This window comes from Streptococcus sp. oral taxon 061 (genome assembly GCF_964211575.1).
In the GTDB taxonomy this organism is placed as follows: Bacteria; Bacillota; Bacilli; order Lactobacillales; family Streptococcaceae; genus Streptococcus.
Map to the genome: position 1 here is coordinate 55,835 of NZ_CAXOQQ010000001.1, position 20,628 is coordinate 76,462.

The window sequence follows — 20,628 nt, forward strand, 5'->3', positions numbered from 1 at the left end:
ATTTGGTATCACATTTGTTTATTTTTTTATGAATTCCTTTTGAATTTGTTATATTCGATTTTTAACTGGATTTATAACTGGCTTTTTAGTTTATTTTAAAAGACTCTGAAAGAAATCAAAAGGATGAGTAATTTACTCATCCTTTTTCTATTTTTCTAAATCTTTATAGATTTATTGGGATCACTATTTTTTACCTTTAAGCAAGAAGGCTGCAGCTAAAGCTAAGCTGAGACTTGCCATGAAGAGGAGTGGGCTGGCCTCTTCTCCAGTGGCAGGAAGTTGTTTGTCATTTGTAGAATTTTCACCATTGAGCTGGTTTTTATTTGCTAATGGACTAGCTTCTTCGATTTGACTTGAGCTTGGTTGTTGGACTTCTGTTTCAGTCTTGTAGACGATAGCATAAGTAGTCAAATCAATGGTGAGAAACTCAAGCATGCCATTACGAATTGTGAAATCTTGTGCTTTCAAGTCTTTTTCTGGACTGAAGCGATAGAATTCTTGGACTGTGCCAGAAATTGGTAACCGAACCAGTACAGCACCTTTTGCTTGGATTAGTTGACCATTTTCATTCTTGAGTTGAATGTCGTAGGCATCATATTTCTTGCCCAAGAGTTCTTGCTTGTCTACTTTCTGGATTTCAAGATAACTTGCTTCACCTAGCTCATTTGCTCCACTGATGACTTGAACTCCGGTAGCCTGGTCTTTTAAGGCTTTGAGTTTAAACTCAGGAAGAGAGATGATAGGCGCTGCTTGGTCGCTCGCAGTACCGATAGGGCCAGTGTATTCAGGAATATCCACGATAGGAGCTGCTTGGTCGCTCGCAGTACCGATAGGCTTAGTATATTCAGGAATATCTACGGTAGGCGCTGCCTGGTCGATCGCAGTACCGATAGGCTTAGTATATTCAGGAATATCCACGACAGGCGCTGCTTGTTCCCCTGCAGTACCGATAGGCTCAGTGTACTCAGGGATATCCACAATAGGCGCCGCTTGGTCGCCCGCAGTACCGATAGGCTCAGTATACTCAGGAATATCTACGGTAGGCGCTGCTTGTTCCCCTGCAGTACCGATAGGCTCAGTATACTCAGGAATATCTACGGTAGGCGCTGCTTGTTCCCCTGCAGTACCGATAGGCTCAGTGTACTCAGGAATGTCCACGATAGGCGCTTCCTGTTCTCCCGCAGTACCAATTGGGTCAGTATATTCAGGAATGGTTACTACTGGAGCAGGCTCGTCCCCTTTGCTTGTAACAACTGGATCTTCTATAGGTGCAGTTTCCCCTTTTGGAAAGACTGTTACAATAGTACTGCTTCGTGTTTCTCCTAGGATAGCATAAGCTTCTATTGGATTGCCAGTTTTACGTTCCGTAGTTTCAGGAATGTCGATTTGAACCTTGTTATCCTTTATGCTTAATACAGTTTGCTCGCCAGAAGTGACAAGATGATTTTCATCGACTTTTCTTAGGAGTAGGGGATCTGTAACACCAGGGAATGTCACAGCAACAGCATCCCAGTTACCAGTTGGTAAAGTTAGGGTAACTGTCTTATCTTCTACCTTTATAGGTTCGAGGCTTGGTGTATTTAATGATACTGATGGAGCTTTTAGAATATCGAATGAATCAAGGGAGATTTTCTTTCGACCGTCTGGAGAATCCGGGTCCACTTTCAAAGTTAGGACATGATCACCATCTGCTAGATTAGTAAACTCTCCAATCAATGCTCCTTTTTCGGTAGCTCCAGCAGTGTAAAAGTCAAGGCTTGGCATTTCTTTTCCATCGAGAGTCACAAGTGCCTTACCAAGGGCAGATGTTTTCAGTCCATAGATACGGATACCTGTACCAGAGAATGGAATTCTTGCAGTTGCTTCAGGGGCGAGACTATCGTCTGCATTAATATCTGCATATTTCTCTGTAGAAGCATAGAGTTCCGCATCAGTCCAGTCTTTAAATGCTGAGCCGTACTGGATACGAGAATCACGATCATCTATCTTCTCAACTGTTTCTCCTTGACCTGGGAAGACCTTGAAGTAGTCTAAGGAAATTTTTGAGCGTTCACTTCCACGTCCCTTATGTTCACGCTTAACAGTGATAGTCATGAGGTGAGGGCCTGAAGAAAGATTTGTATAACGACCAATTAGGACACCCTTTTCAGTAGCTCCATCTGTATAGAAATCAAGCTCTCCAACAGATTTACCATCAATTGTAACCTCAGCAAGTCCTAATTGAGAAGACTTGAGTCCGTAGATTTCAATACCAGGTCCATTGAAAGGAATGGTTGCTGTTGCATCCTTATCGGAATAATTCCCATTTGAGATATCGGCGTATTTTTCTGTTCCGCCAAAGAGTTCGGAGTCAGACCAGTCTCCAAAGGCAGCGCCATACTGAATGCGAGAGTCACGATCATCCATGAGTTCACTAAAGGCGGAGATTGAAGCAACATCAGAAACAGGTGTTGAACGGTCTCCTAGCATAGCCTTAACGGTATAAGTATAGGCATGGCTTGAATCAATAGAACGGTCGATAAAGCGAGTTTGGTTGGTTGTAAACTCACGGACAGTAGAAGTTTGACCAGTTTCATCTCTACTTTCCCGATGGATGACATAATGAGTCGCCCCTTCAACAGCATTGAAATTAAGTTCTGCAGTCGTTGTATCTTTTCGTTGGGCAGTCAGACGAGTAATACGACCAGGGAAGTTTTCAAAGGTAATGACATCGCCCTTTTGTGTCGTAAGTTGAATACGGTTGTCTTTGATGCGGGTAGCTTGTACTTCCTTACCGTTTACCTTGACAAGGCTAGCTTCGATATTTGGATAGTCTACGACTAAGTCTCCACCCACATTAGAAATGAAAGATAGCGTTTCAAGATTCTTTTCTTTCCATTTCATACTGACTTCAAAGTTACCACGAGCTACTAGGCCTGAGACTTGACCATCTTTCCATGCATCTGGAAGGGCTGGTAATGGGGCAATGTAGCCGGTGTGAGATTGAAGGAGCATTTCTGCCATTCCACTGGTTGCACCAAAGTTCCCATCAATTTGGAAAGGCGCGTGCGTATCCCAGAGGTTTTCTAGAGTTGAGGATTTGAGTTGTTCTGCCAATAAACGATGGGCACGATTTCCATCTAGGAGACGAGCCCAGAGGTTGATTTTATTAGCCTTAGACCAACCGGTACCACCATCTCCACGATGGTTTAGGGTTGCGCGTGCTGCTTCCAGATATTCAGGCTGATCTTTGCCAAATAAGGTTCCTGGGAAGAGCCCAACCAGATGAGAAACGTGACGGTGATGGTTTTCAATTCCTTCATTAGTAAATTGAGGACTGTCTTCCTCATACCATTCCTTGATACGGCCATCTTGGTTGATATGAAGTGGTTTGAGCTTGTCAAATTTAGCCTTCACTTCTGTCACCAAATCTTGGTCGACATTGAGATGATTGGCTGCCTCCATATAGTCGTGGAATAACTGCCAAACTAGAGATTGGTCAAAGGTATTTCCAATCGTGATAGTTCCATGCTCTGGTGAGTAGGATGGAGAAGAAACCCAACGGTCACTAGATTTGTCGTAGTGCAAGAAGGAATTCCAGAACTTGGCTGTTTCCTTGAGCATTGGATAAATTTTTTCTTTGAGATAAGTTTCATCCTTGGTGAATTTGTAGTAGTCATAGACGTTCTGCATCATCCAAGCATTGGCAGCAGGAGACCAACCCCAGTAATAATTCCAACCTGGAGTTGTCCAGCCAAATGGTGTCGCTTGAGTATGAACCAACCAACCGTTTTCTTGGCCTTCTTTGGATTCGATACCTGCATATTCTTTAGCAGCGATACGACCATAGTAGCGCATGTCATCAATATAATTGACCATTGGCTTAGCCGTTTCTGCAAGATTGTTCATGTAGGCAGGCCAATAGTTCATTTGTAGGTTGACATTGAGGTGGTAATCTGAGTTCCAAGGTGGATTGTCTACAGCGTTCCAAACTCCTTGTAAGTTGGCAGGAAGGGCATCTGTCCGATCACGGGAAGAACTAATGAGTAGATATCGTCCGTATTGGAAGAAGAGCTCTTCTAGTTTTTGCCCTTTTTCTGGGTTGTAGGTATGCAGAGCTTCTTTTGTAGTTTGGCTAGACTTGCTACCGCCAAGATTTAGTTGAACACGATTGAAGAGACTTTGATAATCCTTGATGTGGTTATTTTTTAGGGTTTCATAATCTTTTGCCTTGGCAGCTTCTACGATAGACTTAACAGTATTTTCTAGGTCAATATCCTTACGATAATTGGTTTTCGGATTTTGAGCAAAGTTGGTCTTGGCACTGAGTAAAAGGGTCGCATAGCTGGCTCCGGTGACAGTTAAATAGCCATCTTGTGCAGTGACTTGTCCGTCTGTCTTGATTCCGAGATAGGAAGCAAATTTCAGACCATTGTCTTTGACAGTTCCTTTGAGCAAAATACCATTAGAATCAGTCGTAACTGCTCCTTGTTTATAATTCGAATATTCCCAGGAGTAGTCGCCATTCGCAATCAAATCTTCAGTCAAGCTATTCCAGAGTGTAAAATCAAGCGTCTTATCCCCTTTTTTACTCAAGTGGGTCACAGTAACATCGTCAGGATAGCTAGAGAAGGTTTCGCGTTTAAAGTTTGTACCGTCTTGGGTATAAGAAGTGGTCGAGATGGCCTCAGAAATATCTAAACCACGATGATAGTCGGTAACATTCTCCAAGCCTTTCTTTTGGTTGTTAAAGACCATAAAGATATCACCAAAAGATAAGTAACGACCATACTGAGCATTGTTTGGTCCGACTAGGTTGCGCTCCGCTAATTGTTTTGCTTTTTGGCGGTTTCCTTCTTCTAATGCCTTACGAATTTCTGCTAAGACCTTATAGCGGTCTTGATAGTTCCCCCCATTATAATCGGTGCTATCCGGTTGCGGCCCACCAGACCAGAGAGTTTTTTCATTGTATTGGATTCTTTCTTCACCGATGAGCCCAAAAACTTTTGCCCCCATTTCTCCATTTCCCACTGGCAGGGCTTGTTTTTCCCAGCCGTCATAAGAAGGAGCAGTTGGTTGGTCGTAATGAAGTTGATAGTTTTCTTGCTTAGTCATAGGAAGTTCTGGTTTTTCACTCTCCTTATTTTCAGAAGGTTCAACTACAGCCTTAGTCTCTGATTGATTATGTATTTGGGGTGTTTCCTTTTCAGGTTTTACCTCTTTGTCAGCTAATTCAGTAGAAGTTTGATTTTTTGTGCTTGGTTGATTTTCCTTATCCTCTTGAGTGGGTTCCTCTACTTTTGTATTCACTTGAACCGTAGTCTCACTGACACTTGCTTGATTTTCTTTCACTTCGATGCCATCGGCAGCTACATTCTGTGTTGCTAGAAAAACAGCTCCCAGTAAAACAGAAGCAGTTCCAACGGTCAATTTTCGGATGCTATACTTACAGGATTTTTCCCAATAGCTCTTCTCCATAAAAACTCCTTTCTCAAATCTGTAAGCGCATACATTTTCTTGTAAAAAAATAAGCCTTGCAGAAAGATGTTTCCTTTGTTTTGTATAATCTTAATATAGCAAATAAATAGATTCAATGCAAGGTTTTTTAGGAAAAACTGAATTATTTTACCAAATTTTAGTTCTTTTTTAATTTTATTGAATTAAAAAAGATTAGAGCTGAGAAAGAATCTGAGTAATGCCCTACCCTTTTGAAAGCGTAAATCAAACTAGTCAGGCGTGGGACTTTATGGTATAATATAGAAGATTCAAAAAGAAACAGGAGAAATATTATGGACCTTATTTTAGCAATTGTCTTGATTGTTTTAGCTTTTCTAGGTGGAGCTCTTGGAGGAATGTACTTGGTGCGCAAGCAAATTGAAAAAGAATTTGCTGATAACCCACGTTTGAATGCAGAAGCAGTTCGTACTCTGTTGAGTGCAAATGGTCAAAAACCAAGCGAAGCTAAGGTGCAACAAGTGTACCACCAAATCATTCGCCAACAAAAAGCAGCCCTTGCTAACAAAAAAAAGAAATAAATAGGAAAAGTCTGGGATGAAAATTCCAGACTTCTCACTATGTTCAACTGATATTTAAGGATAAGACTTTTTCCTTGCATTCTATTGATATTTGATTATGATTAAGAGGGAGATAGTCTGGAGTTTACCAGTCTGTCAGAAATTTCAGCGAGAAATGTAATGATAATGAACTATCAATCAGAAAAATAAGACTAGAAAGAAGACTGTATGGATAATCGACCAATTGGTTTTTTGGATTCGGGCGTTGGAGGCTTGACCGTTGTACGTGAGCTCATGCGCCAGCTTCCTCATGAAGAAATCGTCTATATTGGAGATTCGGCACGGGCACCTTACGGGCCTCGTCCTGCTGAGCAAATTCGTGAATATACTTGGCAGTTGGTCAACTTTCTTTTGACCAAGGATGTCAAGATGATTGTCATCGCTTGTAATACTGCAACAGCAGTTGTTTGGGAAGAAGTCAAGGCTAGGTTGGATATCCCTGTCCTGGGTGTCATTTTACCGGGTGCTTCAGCTGCTATCAAAGCAAGTCAGGGGGGGAGAATCGGTGTGATTGGAACACCGATGACAGTACAATCAGATATCTATCGTCAAAAAATTCATGACCTAGATCCAAATTTGCAAGTTGAAAGTTTGGCCTGCCCTAAGTTTGCTCCCTTGGTTGAGTCTGGTGCCCTTTCAACCAGTGTGACCAAGAAAGTAGTTTATGAAACCTTGCGCCCATTAGTTGGCAAGGTAGACAGCTTGATTCTGGGCTGTACCCACTACCCGCTCCTCAGACCCATTATCCAAAATGTGATGGGACCAGAGGTAAAACTGATTGATAGTGGTGCAGAGTGTGTACGTGATATTTCTGTATTACTTAATTACTTCGAGATTAATCGTGGCCGCGATGCAGGGCCTCTACAACATCGTTTTTATACGACTGCAAATAGCCATAGTTTTGCTCAGATTGGAGCGGAATGGCTAGAAAAAGAGATTCATGTGGAGCATGTAACATTATGACAAACAAAATTTATGAATACAAGGATGACCAGGACTGGTATGTAGGTGTCTGGGACGTCTACGGTGGAATCTATAGCCTCATAAAAGATCCTCTTGATCTTGATTTTATGGATTTGGCTCGCATTTTCCGTGATGAGGAAAATGGTTTTCCAATCACGATTACGGTAATGCGCTGGTCTTCCAACTTCCGCTTGCTATCTTTTATCGTTGAGATTTTAAATGCAGAAGCCGGTCGAAACTTGGAAGTCATTCAACGCCAAGGAGCCTTACTCTTAGTTGAAAATGGACAACTCTTGCATGTGGAATTACCTAAAGAAGGAGTAAATGTTGAAGCCTTCTTTGAAACTAGCAAAGTCAGAGAAACCTTGTTGATAGCGACTCGTAATGAAGGGAAGACCAAGGAATTTCGTGCTATCTTTGACAAACTTGGATACGATGTGGAGAATCTCAATGATTACCCAGATCTGCCTGAAGTTGCTGAAACTGGTATGACCTTTGAAGAAAATGCTCGCCTTAAGGCTGAAACCATCTCCAAATTGACAGGCAAGATGGTTCTAGCAGATGATTCCGGTCTTAAAGTCGATGTCCTCGGTGGATTGCCAGGCGTTTGGTCAGCTCGATTTGCAGGAGTGGGAGCCACTGACCAGGAAAACAATGCTAAACTCTTGCACGAATTAGCCATGGTCTTTGAACTCAAGGACCGTTCGGCACAATTCCACACCACTTTGGTTGTGGCTAGCCCAGGTAAGGAAAGCTTGGTGGTCGAAGCTGATTGGCCAGGCTACATTAACTTTGAACCTAAGGGTGAAAATGGTTTTGGCTATGATCCTCTTTTCCTAGTAGGAGAAACAGGCAAGTCATCAGCTGAATTAACCCTTGAAGAAAAAAATAGTCAATCTCACCGTGCCTTAGCCGTTAAGAAACTTTTGGAGGTATTTCCATCATGGCAAAGCAAACCATCATTGTAATGAGTGACTCCCACGGAGATAGCTTGATTGTAGAAGAAATACGTGACCGCTATCTTGGGAAAGTCGATGCTATTTTTCACGATGGTGACTCGGAACTTCGCCCAGATTCACCACTCTGGGAAGGAATCCGGGTAGTCAGAGGAAACATGGATTTTTATTCAGACTATCCAGAACGCTTAGTGACTCAACTGGGTCCTACCAAGATTATCCAGACCCACGGACACTTATTTGACATTAACTTCAATTTCCAAAAACTAGATTTCTGGGCCCAAGAAGAAGATGCTGATATCTGTCTCTATGGTCACTTGCATGTGCCAAATGCTTGGATGGAAGGGAAGACCCTCTTTCTAAATCCAGGTTCTATCAGCCAACCACGTGGAACCATCAGAGAATGTCTCTACGCTCGTGTAGAGATTGATGACAGCTATTTCAAAGTGGACTTTTTGACACGTAATCATGAGGTTTATCCTGGCTTATCCAAGGAGTTTGCTCGATGATTGCTAAAGAATTTGAACTCTTTTTGCTGGAGCAAGAGGAAACATTTTTGACTTCTGCTGAAAATTTGGCTGTGCTCATTGATACTCACAATGCAGATCATGCAATTCTCCTCCTTAGCCAGATGACTTATACACGAGTTCCAGTAGTGACTGCTGAGAAAAAATTTGTTGGGACCATAGGGCTTAGAGATATTTTTGCATACCAAATGGAGCAGGGTTTGAGTCAGGAAATCATGGCGGATATGGATATTGTTCACATGACAAAGAAGGATGTCGCGGTAGTTAATCCAGACTATACATTGACGGATGTATTGCACAAGCTAGTGGATGAGTCTTTCCTGCCAGTCGTTGATAAGGATGGTATTTTCCAAGGGATTATCACGCGGAAGTCAATCCTCAAGGCTGTCAATGCCCTCCTGCATGACTTTAGTAAGGAATATGAGATTCAAAGCAAATGAGAGAATGGATTTTAACATTTTTAGAAGAAAAGCAAAATCTATCTAGTAATTCTAAACAGTCTTATAAATATGACTTGGAGCAGTTTTTAGATCTTATTGGAGGACGAATTTCTGAGACAAGTTTAAAAATCTACCAAGCTCAACTATCAAATTTTAAAATTAGTGCCCAAAAGCGTAAAGTTTCTGCTTGCAATCAATTTCTTTACTTTTTATATCAGAAAGGAAAGATTGGCACCTTTTATCGTTTAGAATTGCCGAAACAGGCTGAGAAAAAACAAGTTAAGTCAGAGCTTTTAGACTTGAGTTCTTTCTGGCAAGAAAGTACCTATCCAGAAGGGCGTTTAATAGCCTTATTGATAGTTGAATTGGGCCTCTTGCCTAGTGAAATTCTAGCCATAAAAATAAGTGATGTGAATCTAGATTTTCAAGTGTTGAGAATCAATAAAGCCTCTCAACAAAGAATCTTGAGTCTTCCCACAAAATTACTTGCAGAGTTAGAACCCTTGATGGGACAGACCTACCTCTTTGAAAAAACTGGTAAGCCATACTCTCGTCAGTGGGCCTTTCGTCAGTTAGAAGCCTTTCTAAAGGAAAAAGGCTTTGCAGATTTATCGGCTCAAGGGTTAAGGGAACAGTTTATACTGAGACAAATTGAAGAGAAGGTTGACTTGTACGAAATCGCCAAAAAATTGGGATTAAAAACAGTTATGACCTTAGAAAAATATAGATAATGGATATTAAATTAAAAGATTTTGAAGGGCCTTTGGACTTGCTCTTACACTTGGTTTCAAAGTATCAGATGGATATCTATGATGTACCGATTACAGAAGTTATTGAGCAGTATCTAGCCTACATATCAACCTTACAAGCCATGCGTTTAGAAGTGGCAGGTGAATATATGGTGATGGCTAGCCAACTGATGCTGATCAAAAGTCGTAAACTCTTGCCAAAGCTTGCGGAAGTGACAGATTTAGAGGATGACCTAGAGCAAGATCTCCTTTCTCAAATCGAAGAATACCGTAAGTTTAAACTTTTGGGAGAGCAGTTGGAAGCTAGGCACCAAGATCGAGCCCAGTATTATTCTAAAGCACCGACAGAATTAATTTACGAAGATGCAGAACTCGTGCATGATAAGACCACGATCGATCTTTTCTTAGCCTTTTCAACTTTATTGACCAAGAAAAAGGAAGAATTCTCGAAAAACCATACAACCATTTTACGAGATGAGTATAAGATTGAGGATATGATGGTCATCGTTCGGGAAGCCTTGGTAGAAGGGCAACAACTATGTCTGCAGGATTTGTTTAAAGAAACCAAGGATTTACAAGAGGTCATTACACTTTTTTTAGCAACCTTGGAGTTGATTAAAACCCAAGAAATTCTCTTGATTCAAAAAGAGAGTTTTGGAGATATCTATCTCATGAAAAAGAATGAGGAAAATCAAGTAGAGCAAAGTCAGGCTTGATAGAGAGGAAGTATGAGTACTTTAGCAAAAATAGAAGCGCTCCTGTTTGTGTCAGGTGAAGATGGGATTAGGGCTCGTCAGTTAGCAGAACTCTTATCGTTACCACCAACAGGAATTCAGCAAAGCTTAGAAAAATTAGCCAAAAAGTATGAAAAAGACCAGGATTCTAGTTTGACCCTGATTGAGACAGGAGGTGCCTACAAATTGGTAACCAAGCCTCAATTTGCTGATATTTTAAAAGAATATTCTAAGGCGCCAATCAACCAGAGTCTATCTCGGGCTGCGCTTGAAACCTTGTCCATCATTGCTTATAAGCAACCTATCACACGTATAGAAATCGACGCTATTCGTGGGGTTAATTCAAGCGGAGCTCTAGCTAAATTACAGGCCTTTGACTTGATACGAGAAGATGGGAAAAAAGAAGTTCTTGGTCGCCCTAACCTCTATGTAACTACGGATTATTTTCTAGATTACATGGGTATTAACCATTTGGAAGAATTGCCTGTGATTGATGAGCTTGAAATTCAAGCACAAGAAAGCCAATTATTTGGTGAAAGGATAGAAGAAGATGAGAATCAATAAGTATATTGCCCACGCAGGAGTGGCCAGTAGGAGAAAAGCAGAGGAGTTGATCAAGCAAGGCTTGGTGACTGTTAACGGTCAGGTAGTACGTGAATTAGCGACAACCATTAAGTCTGGTGATAAGGTTGAGGTTGAGGGCCAACCCATCTATAACGAAGAAAAGGTTTACTATCTGCTCAATAAGCCACGTGGAGTGATTTCTAGTGTAACAGATGATAAGGGACGTAAGACGGTTGTCGATCTTTTGCCTAATGTGAAAGAGCGTATCTACCCTGTAGGACGTTTGGACTGGGATACATCAGGTGTATTGATTTTGACCAATGATGGTGACTTTACAGACGAGATGATTCACCCTCGAAATGAAATCGATAAGGTTTATGTGGCGCGTGTAAAAGGGATTGCTAACAAGGAAAACCTCCGCCCCTTAACTCGTGGTCTTGAGATTGATGGCAAGAAGACTAAGCCGGCCGTCTACGAAATTCTCAAAGTAGATCCTGTCAAAAACCGTTCTGTTGTACAGTTGACCATCCATGAAGGACGTAACCATCAGGTTAAAAAGATGTTTGAAGCAGTTGGGCTTCAAGTGGATAAGTTGTCTCGGACACGTTTTGGACACCTAGACTTAACAGGTCTCCGTCCAGGTGAATCCCGTCGTCTTAACAAAAAAGAAATCAGCCAACTACACACCATGGCTGTAACAACTAACAAATAATGAAACGAATTTTAATTGCGCCTGTGCGCTTTTACCAACGCTTTATATCCCCTGCATTCCCACCTTCTTGTAGATTTGAGCCTACTTGTTCAAACTACATGATTCAGGCTATTGAAAAGCATGGATTTAAGGGGGTTCTGATGGGGTTGGCACGGATTTTACGATGTCATCCTTGGTCTGAAATAGGTAAGGACCCCGTACCAGATCACTTTTCTTTAAAGAGAAATTCAAAATAAAAAGAATCACAGTCGTGATTCTTTTTTGGTGTAGATAGATCTATAGATTGATGATTTTCACTACCCTTCTCCTATAAAAAGTGGTAAAATGGTTGAAAGAAAGAAGGGATAGAAATGACAACATTATTTTCTAAAATCAAAGAAGTAACAGAACTTTCTGCTATCTCAGGTCATGAAGCACCTGTACGCGCTTATCTTCGTGAGAAAATAACTCCTCACGTGGATGAAGTAGTAACAGATGGCCTAGGTGGTATTTTTGGTATCAAACACTCAGAAGCAGTCGATGCACCTCGTGTTTTGGTAGCATCTCACATGGATGAAGTTGGTTTTATGGTAAGTGAAATCAAACCAGATGGAACCTTCCGAGTAGTTGAAATTGGCGGTTGGAACCCGATGGTTGTCAGCAGCCAACGATTTAAACTCTTTACGCGCCAAGGACGTGAAATTCCAGTCATCTCAGGTTCAGTACCTCCACATTTGACTCGTGGGACAGGCGGGCCAACCATGCCAGCTATTTCAGATATCGTCTTTGATGGTGGTTTTGCAGATAAGGCTGAGGCTGAAAGTTTTGGTATCCGTCCTGGAGACACCATCGTTCCGGATAGTAGTGCAATCCTAACTGCTAATGAAAAAAATATCATCTCCAAAGCTTGGGATAACCGTTATGGAGTGCTCATGGTTAGTGAATTGGCAGAAAACTTGTCAGGTCAAAAACTGGGAAATGAACTTTACCTTGGTGCTAACGTCCAAGAAGAAGTCGGACTTCGTGGTGCTCATACCTCAACAACCAAATTTGATCCAGAAGTATTTTTAGCAGTTGACTGTTCACCTGCTGGTGATGTTTATGGTGGTCAAGGTAAGATTGGTGATGGAACCTTAATTCGTTTCTACGATCCAGGTCACTTGCTTCTCCCAGGTATGAAGGATTTCCTTTTGACGACAGCTGAAGAAACTGGAATCAAGTACCAATACTACTGTGGAAAAGGTGGAACCGACGCAGGTGCAGCTCATCTGAAAAATGGTGGTGTCCCATCAACAACAATCGGTGTTTGTGCCCGTTATATCCACTCTCATCAAACACTTTATGCTATGGACGATTTCCTTGAAGCTCAAGCTTTCTTACAAGCCTTGGTTAAAAAATTGGATCGTTCTACAGTAGATTTAATCAAAAATTATTAAACAGAAAAGATGGAGGTGATAGGGATGGAAGAACCAAACCTAGAAACCTTGATACGGGATCTTTACAATAATGCCCGTCAAAACCTGAGTGAAGATCTAGTGAATGCACTGCTAGAGACTGCTAAGAAATTACCTAGCACCAATGAGCGCTTGCTAGCAGTGCGACTTTCAGGGCTAGTCACACTTGAACTACTCAAAAATCCCAAGACCCCAGCGCCAGAGTTAGTCAATTTGGCTCGCTTTATCAAAAAGGAAGAAGCGAGATACAGGGGTGCAGCCGCATCTTCCTTTATGATTGGAGAGCTATTTAAAATGCTTTGATTCGAAAGAATCAAAGCATTTTTTTCGTTTTAAATTTGTTCTGCCAAAACCTTTTCAGCAAGGTTCATAGCGTGGTCTGATACACGAGTGTAATGTGAAATAATATCAATAAAGTTGACACCTGCTTGGGTAGAACATTCTCCGTTATTTAGACGTTTGATGTGAGTCTTACGAAGGACACGTTCCATGTTATTGATGTCTTCGTGTCGCTCGATAAGAGCTTGAGCTTTCTCAAGGTCGTTGTTTTCCACACTCTCAAGAGCATCTTTGACGAAATCACTAGTTTTAAGATAAATCTCTGCTAGTTCTTCTAAGGCAGCCTCAGAGAACTGAACATTCTTGCGTTGCAAGTAATCGTTAAGATTGAGCAGGGCTTCTGCGTGGTCTCCGATACGTTCCAAGTCTCGTGAAGAGTCAAGGATATTGGTTAAGACTTCACTCTCTTTTTGGCTCAAAGCTTCACCAGATAAACTAATGAGGTAACGAGTCAATTTTTCATCAATGGTATTGATAGCTTCTTCAGTCTTATGTCCCTTTTCTGCAACTTTTTCATTAGAGTTGATGATATAGTCGTAAGAGAGGTCAAAGGCTTTCGCAGCATAATTACCCAAGTGTAGAAGTTCTTTTTTAGCATTTCCAAGAGCGATAGATGGAGCTTGTTTGATCAGTTGCTCATCAAGGTAAAGTGGCTCGTATTTGACAACTTCGTCTTCTCCAGGGATAAGTTTGGTTACCAAGAAGGCAAGAGCTCCGATGAATGGAAACTGAATGATCGTATTGGTAATGTTGAAGGTTCCGTGGGCGAAGGCAATGGTCATTTCTGGAGCTAGATTTAAGAAGCTCTCAAACCATTGGATTAAGCCTGTAAATGGAACGAGGAAGATAATACAGATAACAGTCCCGATAACGTTAAAGGCCACATGGGCTGCCGCCACACGTTTGGCTGCAATATTAGCACCCAAAGAAGCGATAATAGCAGTGATGGTTGTTCCAATGTTGTCTCCAAAGAGCACTGGTAGGGCACCCTGAAGGTCAATCAGATTGCTAGCGTAGAGATTTTGTAGAATCCCGATGGTCGCTGAGGAGGCTTGAATCAGAAGGGTTAAACCTGTTCCGACAAGAACACCCAAGATTGGATTTTTACTAAGTTCTACCATGTAATCTTTAAAGACTTGTAAATCCTTAAGGGGTTCCATAGCGCCACTCATAAGATTGAGGGCAAAGAAGATACCACCGACACCAAAGACAATTCGTCCGATGTTATTGATGGTTCTATTTTTTGTGAAGAAGAGACAGACTGCTCCGAGAAAGAGCATAGGTAATGCGTAGTCTCCCAACTTAAAACCAATGATAAAGGATGTGACAGTTGTTCCAATATTGGCACCCATGACAATCCCAATGGCCTGACGTAAAGTCAATAGTCCAGCGCTAACCAGACCAACTGTAATAACCGTAACACCTGAACTCGATTGAATCAGGGCAGTCATCCCAATTCCAACTAAAATTCCCAAGAAAGGATTGCTAGTATATTTGTCAATGTAATATCGAAGACGATCTCCAGCAGCTTGTTGCAAACCGTCCCCCATGGTCTTGATACTATACAAAAATAGTCCTAGACCACCTAAAAAGTGAAAAATAATTTCCTGCCAATTAATGGACATTTCCTTTTTCCTCCGAAAAATAATCACGGAATTTCTCCCATTCTATTTTAAAGGATTAATAGCAATCTAACAAGTAGTAAATGAAGTTTTTTTAAGAAAAATGCCAGTAAAAGTAGAAAAAATGCTTCTGATTGTCTAATTTATATCATTTATTCACTCCTTTATAGATATTTTAGGATGACTGTTGACTCTACTTATAAATATCGTAAAATAAGAATGAACAGTTCTGCTATTTTAAGGGCAGTTACTTTTTTAAAATAAAAATAAAGCGCTTACTTTTCGGAAGTGAAAGGAGAAAAAATGAAGAATCCATTTTTTGAGAAACGTTGCCGCTATAGTATTCGAAAATTATCAGTGGGGGCCTGCTCTTTGATGATTGGATCTGTTTTGTTTGCTAACCAGGCTTTAGCAGAAGAAGTAGCCCTTCCAGCAAATGAACCAACAACTACTGCTGTAGCTGCAGTGCAACCGTCAAATAACACGACTGAACAGCCATCGACTGCAACTACAGAACAACCTCTAACTACTTCACCTGAAGTCTTGAAGCAGTTAGAGGGAACTGAAAATAAGGTTAGTGAACAACCTGTATCAGAAGAAAAACCAACCTTGGACCAATTGACTGCAACTGATAAGGAAGTAGCTAGTCCGGTTGCTGAAGCGCCTAAGGCTGAAGAGGCACCTGTAGCTACAGGAAATAAGGCTGAGGAAGCACCTGTGGCTACAGAAAATAAGGCTGAAGAGAAAGCAACTGTCTCAGATGTTCCTAAGAAAGAAGAAAAAAGTCTTCGACCAAAAGAAATTAAGTTTGACACTTGGGAAGATTTGTTGAAATGGGAACCGGGTGTCCGTGAAGACGACGCTATTAACCGTTCTTCGGTTGAATTGGCTAAACGTTACCGTGGGCATGTAGTCAACGAAAAAGCCAATAAGGACGCCAAGGTTGAAGCTCTTGCCAATACCAACTCTAAGGCTAAAGATCACGCTTCTGTAGGTGGTGAAGAGTTTAAAGCCTATGCTTTTGACTACTGGCAATACTTGAATTCAATGGTCTTCTGGGAAGGGCTCGTTCCAACTCCGGACGTGATTGATGCTGGTCACCGTAATGGTGTTCCAGTATTGGGTACTCTTTTCTTTAACTGGTCTAATAGTATTGCAGACCAAGAAAAATTTGCTGCAGCTCTTCAACAAGACGAAGACGGTACTTTCCCTATCGCTCGCAAGTTGGTTGATTTGGCTAAATACTATGGATTTGACGGCTATTTTATCAACCAAGAAACAACAGGAGATATCGTAACGCCTCTCGGTAAGAAAATGCGTGACTTCATGCTCTATACCAAGGAATATGCGGCTCAAGTCAATCATCCAGTGAAATATTCTTGGTACGATGCCATGACTTATGAATACGGCCGTTATCATGCAGATGGTTTGGGTGAATACAATTACCAATTCATGGAAAAAGAAGGCGATAAAGTACCTGCAGATCACTTCTTTGCAAATTTTAACTGGACTAAAGAGAAAAATGATTACTCTGTAACAATGGCGCAATGGCTAGGACGCAGTCAGTATGATGTTTTTGCAGGTTTGGAATTGCAACAAGGTGGTTCTTACAAGACAAAAGTGAAATGGGATGCTCTTTTTGATGAAAAAGGCAAGCTCCGCTTATCACTTGGTCTCTTTGCGCCTGATACTATCACTAGTCTTGGTAAGACTGGAGAAGACTATCACAAGAATGAAAATATCTTCTTTACAGGTTACCAAGGAGATCCAACTGGTCAAAAACCAGATGACAAGGACTGGTACGGGATTGCCAACCTTGTAGCTGACCGTACACCAGCAGTGGGACGTACTTTTACAACATCCTTTAACACAGGACATGGTAAAAAATGGTTTGTAGACGGCAAAGTTTCTAAGGATTCTGAATGGAACTATCGTTCTGTATCAGGTATCTTGCCTACATGGCGCTGGTGGCAAACTTCATCAGGTGCTAAACTTCAAGCTGACTATGACTTTGAAGATGCCTACAATGGTGGTAACTCACTTAAGTTTGCGGGTGATTTAGCTGAAAATACCAACCAAGATGTTCGTCTCTACTCTACAAAACTGGAAGTAACAGATAAAACAAAACTTCGTGTTGCTCATAAAGGTGGTAAGGGAAGCAAGGTCTATGTAGAGTTTGCGACTCAGAAAAACTACACCTATGGTGGCGAGAATGCTCGTAAAGAGCTGACTCTATCTGACGATTGGACAAAAGATGAATTTGATTTGAGTGCCTTGGCAGGTCAGACTATTTACGGTATCAAGCTCACTTTTGAAAATACTGCTGCCCTTAAGGGCTATCAATTTAACTTGGGTGAGTTGACTGTAACAGATAATCAAGAGGCTCCTCAAGCACCAACAGCTCTTAAAGTAGCTAAACAATCCCTTAAAAATGCCCAAGAAGCAGAAGCCATTGTCCAATTTACTGGAAATAAAGATGCTGATTTCTATGAAGTTTATGAGAAGGATGGCGATGCTTGGCGCCTATTGACAGGCTCATCTGCAACTACGATCTACCTACCAAAAGTTAGCCGTTCAGCTAGTGCAACTGGTACTAGTCAGGAGTTGAAGGTTGTCGCAGTTGGTAAGAATGGCCTTCGTTCTGAAGCGGCAACTACAAACTTTGAGTGGGGGATGACTGTCCAAGACACAAGTCTTCCAAGACCTCTAGCAGAAAACATCGTTCCAGGAGCGACTGTTATCGGAAGTACCTTCCCAGATACAGAAGGCGGCGAAGGTATCGAAGGTATGTTGAATGGAACTATCACTAGTCTATCTGACAAATGGTCTTCTGCTCAGTTGAGTGGTAGCGTTGATATCCGTTTGACACAACCACGCCGTGTCGTTAGATGGGTCATGGACCATGCCGGTGCTGGTGGAGAATCCGTCAACGATGGTTTGATGAATACGAAGGATTTTGACCTCTACTATAAGGATGAAGCTGGAGAATGGAAACTGGCCAAGGCTGTTCGTGGCAATAGAGCCCATGTTTCAGATATTACCCTTGATAGCCCAATTACAGCGCAAGACTGGCGTTTGCACGTTATTACATCTGACAATGGAACACCATGGAAAGCTATCCGCATCTACAACTGGAAGATGTATGAAACTCTTGATACGGAGAGCCAAAACATTCCAATGGCTAAAGTTGCAGCGCGTGTTCTAACGGACAATAAGATTCAACTTGGATTCTCAGAAGTTCCTGCTGGAGCAACAATTACAGTTTATGACAAGGCAGATTCACAAACTCCAATCGCTACCTTAAACACAGTAGTTGGAGGCGATTTAGCAACAGACCCATTAAGTTTTGAAAAACGTCCAAGCCTTCTTTACTACCGAACACAATTGCCAGGTAAAGAAATCAGTAATACTCTTGCTGTAACGATTCCTCAGGATGAGAGAAAGATTAAGGCTGTCAGTCTAGAAGTAGCACCTAAAAAGACAACTTACCAAGATGGCGAGGAATTGAATCTCAAAGGTGGTCTTCTTCGCGTCAAATATGAGGGTGAAGAAGCAGATGAAGTCATCAACCTCAGTCATGCAGGTGTAGTTGTTAACGGCTTCGATGCCCACCATCATGGTGAACAAGACTTAACAGTAACCTATCTTGGTCTTCCAGTTGCAGGAAGCTTCAAGGTTCAAGTGACTGGTGAAGAAGCTGGTCCAAAAGAAGTCGCAGCCGTGTATATTAGCAAGCAACCGAAGATTGATTACTTTGTAGGTGATACTCTTGACTTATCAGAGGGACGCTTCAAGGTCTTGTATGATGATGAAACTGAAACAGAACATAGCTTTACAGACCAAGGAGTCGAAATTACAGGCTATGATGCTCAAAAAACAGGCCGTCAAAAACTTCAATTGCACTATCAAGGTCAAACTGTCGAGTTTGATGTTCTAGTATCACCTAAGGCAGCCATTAACGACGAATATCTGAAACAAGAAATCACATCTGCTCAAGGACGCAAAGAAACATTAGCTTATACATTTGCGGATGCAGCAAAACAAGCAGCTCTTGTTGAGAAGCTTGATGCAGCAAAAGCCATCTTAGAAAACCACGATGCTAGTCAAGAAGCGGTCAACCAAGCCCTGAACGATTTAAAACAAGCAGGTGCAGACTTGGATGGAAATCAACGTTATCAAACTGCTAGAGAAGAATTGGAAAGCTTGCTTGAATCCGTTCTTGAAAAAGATCCTCAATCTGAGTTGATTGCGCAAGCTGAGGCTTTATTATCTTCACAAACGCCAACTCCAGCAGCATTTGCGGACATGAAAGAAAAGCTGAATAAGAAACTAGCTCCTGCAGAAGAAAGCCACCATGTAGGTAGCTTAGAAGAAGGGGAATCTGCTCCAACAGTTGAAACTCTACCTGAGCTAGTGATTGAAACAGAAACTCAAGCCTTCGAACGCCAAGAACGTCCGTCAGGAGACCTATTGGCGGGTGAACGTAGAATCGTTCAGGCAGGTGTAGAAGGTCAAACTCGTCGTCTGATTGAAGTGGATGCTAAAGGCAACCGCACTCTTCTTGAGACAGAAGTAGTCAAGGAAGCAGTGGCTGAGATTACTGAAGTTGGTACCAAGGTAGAAAGTCGTGTTCAACCGCTAGACGGAGTCAAAGATTTGACTATCAGCAATCCAACATTAGTAGTTGAAGAAGAAAAAGTTGCATACGACCATGAAGAACGAGTAAATCCTAGCCTTCAAGCAGGAGAACGTAGAATCGTTCAGGCAGGTGTAGAAGGTCAGACTCGTCGTCTGATTGAAGTTGATGCCAAAGGCAACCGCACGCTTCTTGAGACAGAAGTAGTCAAGGAAGCAGTGGCTGAGATTACTGAAGTTGGTACCAAGGTAGAAAGCCGTGTTCAACCACTAGACGGAGTCAAAGATTTGACAATTAGCAATCCAGCATTAGTGGTTGAGGAAGAAAATCTTGCATACGGCCATGAAGAACGAGTAAATCCTAGCCTTCAAGCAGGAGAACGTCGCTTGGTTCAAGCAGGAGTTGAAGGGCTTCGTAGAAATCTTGTAGAAGTTGACGCAGAAGGCAACCGCAGTCTGAAGGGAACAGAGCTTATCAAAGAAGCTGTTACTGAGATTGTTGAGATTGGTCCAAAAGTGGAATCCCAAGATGACAAAACTCTTGCACCTGCTCCAGTAGCACAAGCAGCTAAGCAGGAAGCAACAACCGCAGAAGCACAAGCTGAAAAACCTGAAGGAAAACAACTTCCAAGTACAGGTGAAGGAGTAGATGCAAATCTCCTTGCCCTTGGCTTGGTTGGAGTTCTAGGTAGCTTTGGGCTTCTCGCTCAAAAGAAAAAAGAAGAGTAAGTTGGACTTCTAATTACCGTCTGACAAGATAATAGTATTAAAAGGCAAGAGCCATTTTTGGCTCCTGCCTTTTTGCATTCTTAGAATGTTTATGTTAAGATTTTTATAATTTCATAAGGATTGTTGTAGTGAGATATCTGCATGTTTTACTTTGAAGATTGATTATGTATAT

At 41.7% G+C, this 20,628-nt stretch carries 15 protein-coding genes; 13 read left to right on the top strand and 2 right to left on the bottom strand.

Annotation, left to right across the window (positions count from 1 at the left end; genetic code table 11):
• Window positions 1-183 precede the first annotated feature (183 nt).
• Complete coding sequence (locus tag AB8E63_RS00325) at window positions 184-5,457, bottom strand: SIALI-17 repeat-containing surface protein (RefSeq protein WP_368909443.1); 5,274 nt, start codon at window positions 5,455-5,457, stop codon at window positions 184-186.
• A 311-nt stretch (window positions 5,458-5,768) separates the two neighbouring features.
• Between AB8E63_RS00325 and AB8E63_RS00330 the strand changes: the two genes are divergently transcribed.
• The 12 genes from AB8E63_RS00330 (at window position 5,769) to AB8E63_RS00385 (ending at window position 13,434) form a co-directional block, all read left to right on the top strand.
• A complete protein-coding gene (locus tag AB8E63_RS00330; RefSeq protein WP_368909444.1) occupies window positions 5,769-6,014 on the top strand; it encodes a YneF family protein in 246 nt (81 codons plus the stop codon).
• Window positions 6,015-6,221: 207 nt separating this feature from the next.
• Window positions 6,222-7,016, top strand: coding sequence for a glutamate racemase (gene racE / locus AB8E63_RS00335; protein WP_006152238.1), 795 nt, complete (start codon window positions 6,222-6,224; stop codon window positions 7,014-7,016).
• Window positions 7,013-7,984, top strand: a complete 972-nt coding sequence (locus AB8E63_RS00340) for a nucleoside-triphosphate diphosphatase (RefSeq protein WP_368909445.1) — start codon at window positions 7,013-7,015, stop codon at window positions 7,982-7,984. Before racE ends, AB8E63_RS00340 begins: the two co-directional genes overlap by 4 nt.
• Window positions 7,960-8,481 (top strand): metallophosphoesterase, encoded by a 522-nt coding sequence (locus AB8E63_RS00345; RefSeq protein ID WP_368909446.1) that lies wholly within the window; start codon window positions 7,960-7,962, stop codon window positions 8,479-8,481. The genes AB8E63_RS00340 and AB8E63_RS00345 overlap by 25 nt, the downstream gene beginning before the upstream one ends.
• Window positions 8,478-8,939, top strand: a complete 462-nt coding sequence (gene cbpB, locus AB8E63_RS00350) for a cyclic-di-AMP-binding protein CbpB (protein ID WP_368909447.1) — start codon at window positions 8,478-8,480, stop codon at window positions 8,937-8,939. Before AB8E63_RS00345 ends, cbpB begins: the two co-directional genes overlap by 4 nt.
• The gene (gene xerD / locus AB8E63_RS00355; protein WP_006147858.1) at window positions 8,936-9,670 is read left to right on the top strand and encodes a site-specific tyrosine recombinase XerD; all 735 of its coding nucleotides are present in this window, start codon (window positions 8,936-8,938) and stop codon (window positions 9,668-9,670) included. Before cbpB ends, xerD begins: the two co-directional genes overlap by 4 nt.
• On the top strand, window positions 9,670-10,404 hold the full coding sequence (locus AB8E63_RS00360; RefSeq protein WP_368909448.1) for a segregation/condensation protein A: 735 nt from the start codon (window positions 9,670-9,672) through the stop codon (window positions 10,402-10,404). The genes xerD and AB8E63_RS00360 overlap by 1 nt, the downstream gene beginning before the upstream one ends.
• A 12-nt stretch (window positions 10,405-10,416) precedes the next feature.
• On the top strand, window positions 10,417-10,986 hold the full coding sequence (gene scpB, locus AB8E63_RS00365; protein WP_254724565.1) for an SMC-Scp complex subunit ScpB: 570 nt from the start codon (window positions 10,417-10,419) through the stop codon (window positions 10,984-10,986).
• Window positions 10,973-11,698 (top strand): pseudouridine synthase, encoded by a 726-nt coding sequence (locus tag AB8E63_RS00370; protein WP_004251725.1) that lies wholly within the window; start codon window positions 10,973-10,975, stop codon window positions 11,696-11,698. Before scpB ends, AB8E63_RS00370 begins: the two co-directional genes overlap by 14 nt.
• Entirely contained in the window at window positions 11,698-11,934 is a 237-nt protein-coding gene (yidD, locus tag AB8E63_RS00375; RefSeq protein WP_025170542.1) for a membrane protein insertion efficiency factor YidD, read from the top strand. The genes AB8E63_RS00370 and yidD overlap by 1 nt, the downstream gene beginning before the upstream one ends.
• Before the next feature lie 114 nt (window positions 11,935-12,048).
• Window positions 12,049-13,113 carry a glutamyl aminopeptidase gene (gene pepA, locus AB8E63_RS00380; protein WP_368909450.1) on the top strand — a complete coding sequence of 355 codons (1,065 nt, stop codon included), beginning with the start codon at window positions 12,049-12,051 and terminating at the stop codon, window positions 13,111-13,113.
• Window positions 13,114-13,137: 24 nt separating this feature from the next.
• Window positions 13,138-13,434: a bacteriocin immunity protein gene (locus AB8E63_RS00385; RefSeq protein ID WP_314945637.1), complete on the top strand. Its 297-nt coding sequence runs from the start codon at window positions 13,138-13,140 to the stop codon at window positions 13,432-13,434.
• Between the two features lie 29 nt (window positions 13,435-13,463).
• Here the strand turns inward: AB8E63_RS00385 and AB8E63_RS00390 are convergent, their stop codons facing one another.
• Window positions 13,464-15,095, bottom strand: a complete 1,632-nt coding sequence (locus tag AB8E63_RS00390; RefSeq protein ID WP_368909451.1) for a Na/Pi cotransporter family protein — start codon at window positions 15,093-15,095, stop codon at window positions 13,464-13,466.
• Between the two features lie 300 nt (window positions 15,096-15,395).
• Between AB8E63_RS00390 and AB8E63_RS00395 the strand changes: the two genes are divergently transcribed.
• A complete protein-coding gene (locus AB8E63_RS00395) occupies window positions 15,396-20,456 on the top strand; it encodes a G5 domain-containing protein (RefSeq protein ID WP_368909452.1) in 5,061 nt (1,686 codons plus the stop codon).
• Window positions 20,457-20,628: the final 172 nt, after the last annotated feature.

Coding starts and splice junctions, on each gene's coding strand:
- cbpB (WP_368909447.1), top strand. CDS start 8,478: ATGATTGCTAAAGAATTTGAACTCTTTTTGCTGGAGCAAGAGGAAACA.
- scpB (WP_254724565.1), top strand. CDS start 10,417: ATGAGTACTTTAGCAAAAATAGAAGCGCTCCTGTTTGTGTCAGGTGAA.
- AB8E63_RS00395 (WP_368909452.1), top strand. CDS start 15,396: ATGAAGAATCCATTTTTTGAGAAACGTTGCCGCTATAGTATTCGAAAA.
- AB8E63_RS00325 (WP_368909443.1), bottom strand. CDS start 5,457: ATGGAGAAGAGCTATTGGGAAAAATCCTGTAAGTATAGCATCCGAAAA.
- xerD (WP_006147858.1), top strand. CDS start 8,936: ATGAGAGAATGGATTTTAACATTTTTAGAAGAAAAGCAAAATCTATCT.
- AB8E63_RS00360 (WP_368909448.1), top strand. CDS start 9,670: ATGGATATTAAATTAAAAGATTTTGAAGGGCCTTTGGACTTGCTCTTA.
- AB8E63_RS00340 (WP_368909445.1), top strand. CDS start 7,013: ATGACAAACAAAATTTATGAATACAAGGATGACCAGGACTGGTATGTA.
- pepA (WP_368909450.1), top strand. CDS start 12,049: ATGACAACATTATTTTCTAAAATCAAAGAAGTAACAGAACTTTCTGCT.
- AB8E63_RS00370 (WP_004251725.1), top strand. CDS start 10,973: ATGAGAATCAATAAGTATATTGCCCACGCAGGAGTGGCCAGTAGGAGA.
- racE (WP_006152238.1), top strand. CDS start 6,222: ATGGATAATCGACCAATTGGTTTTTTGGATTCGGGCGTTGGAGGCTTG.
- AB8E63_RS00390 (WP_368909451.1), bottom strand. CDS start 15,095: ATGTCCATTAATTGGCAGGAAATTATTTTTCACTTTTTAGGTGGTCTA.
- AB8E63_RS00330 (WP_368909444.1), top strand. CDS start 5,769: ATGGACCTTATTTTAGCAATTGTCTTGATTGTTTTAGCTTTTCTAGGT.
- yidD (WP_025170542.1), top strand. CDS start 11,698: ATGAAACGAATTTTAATTGCGCCTGTGCGCTTTTACCAACGCTTTATA.
- AB8E63_RS00385 (WP_314945637.1), top strand. CDS start 13,138: ATGGAAGAACCAAACCTAGAAACCTTGATACGGGATCTTTACAATAAT.
- AB8E63_RS00345 (WP_368909446.1), top strand. CDS start 7,960: ATGGCAAAGCAAACCATCATTGTAATGAGTGACTCCCACGGAGATAGC.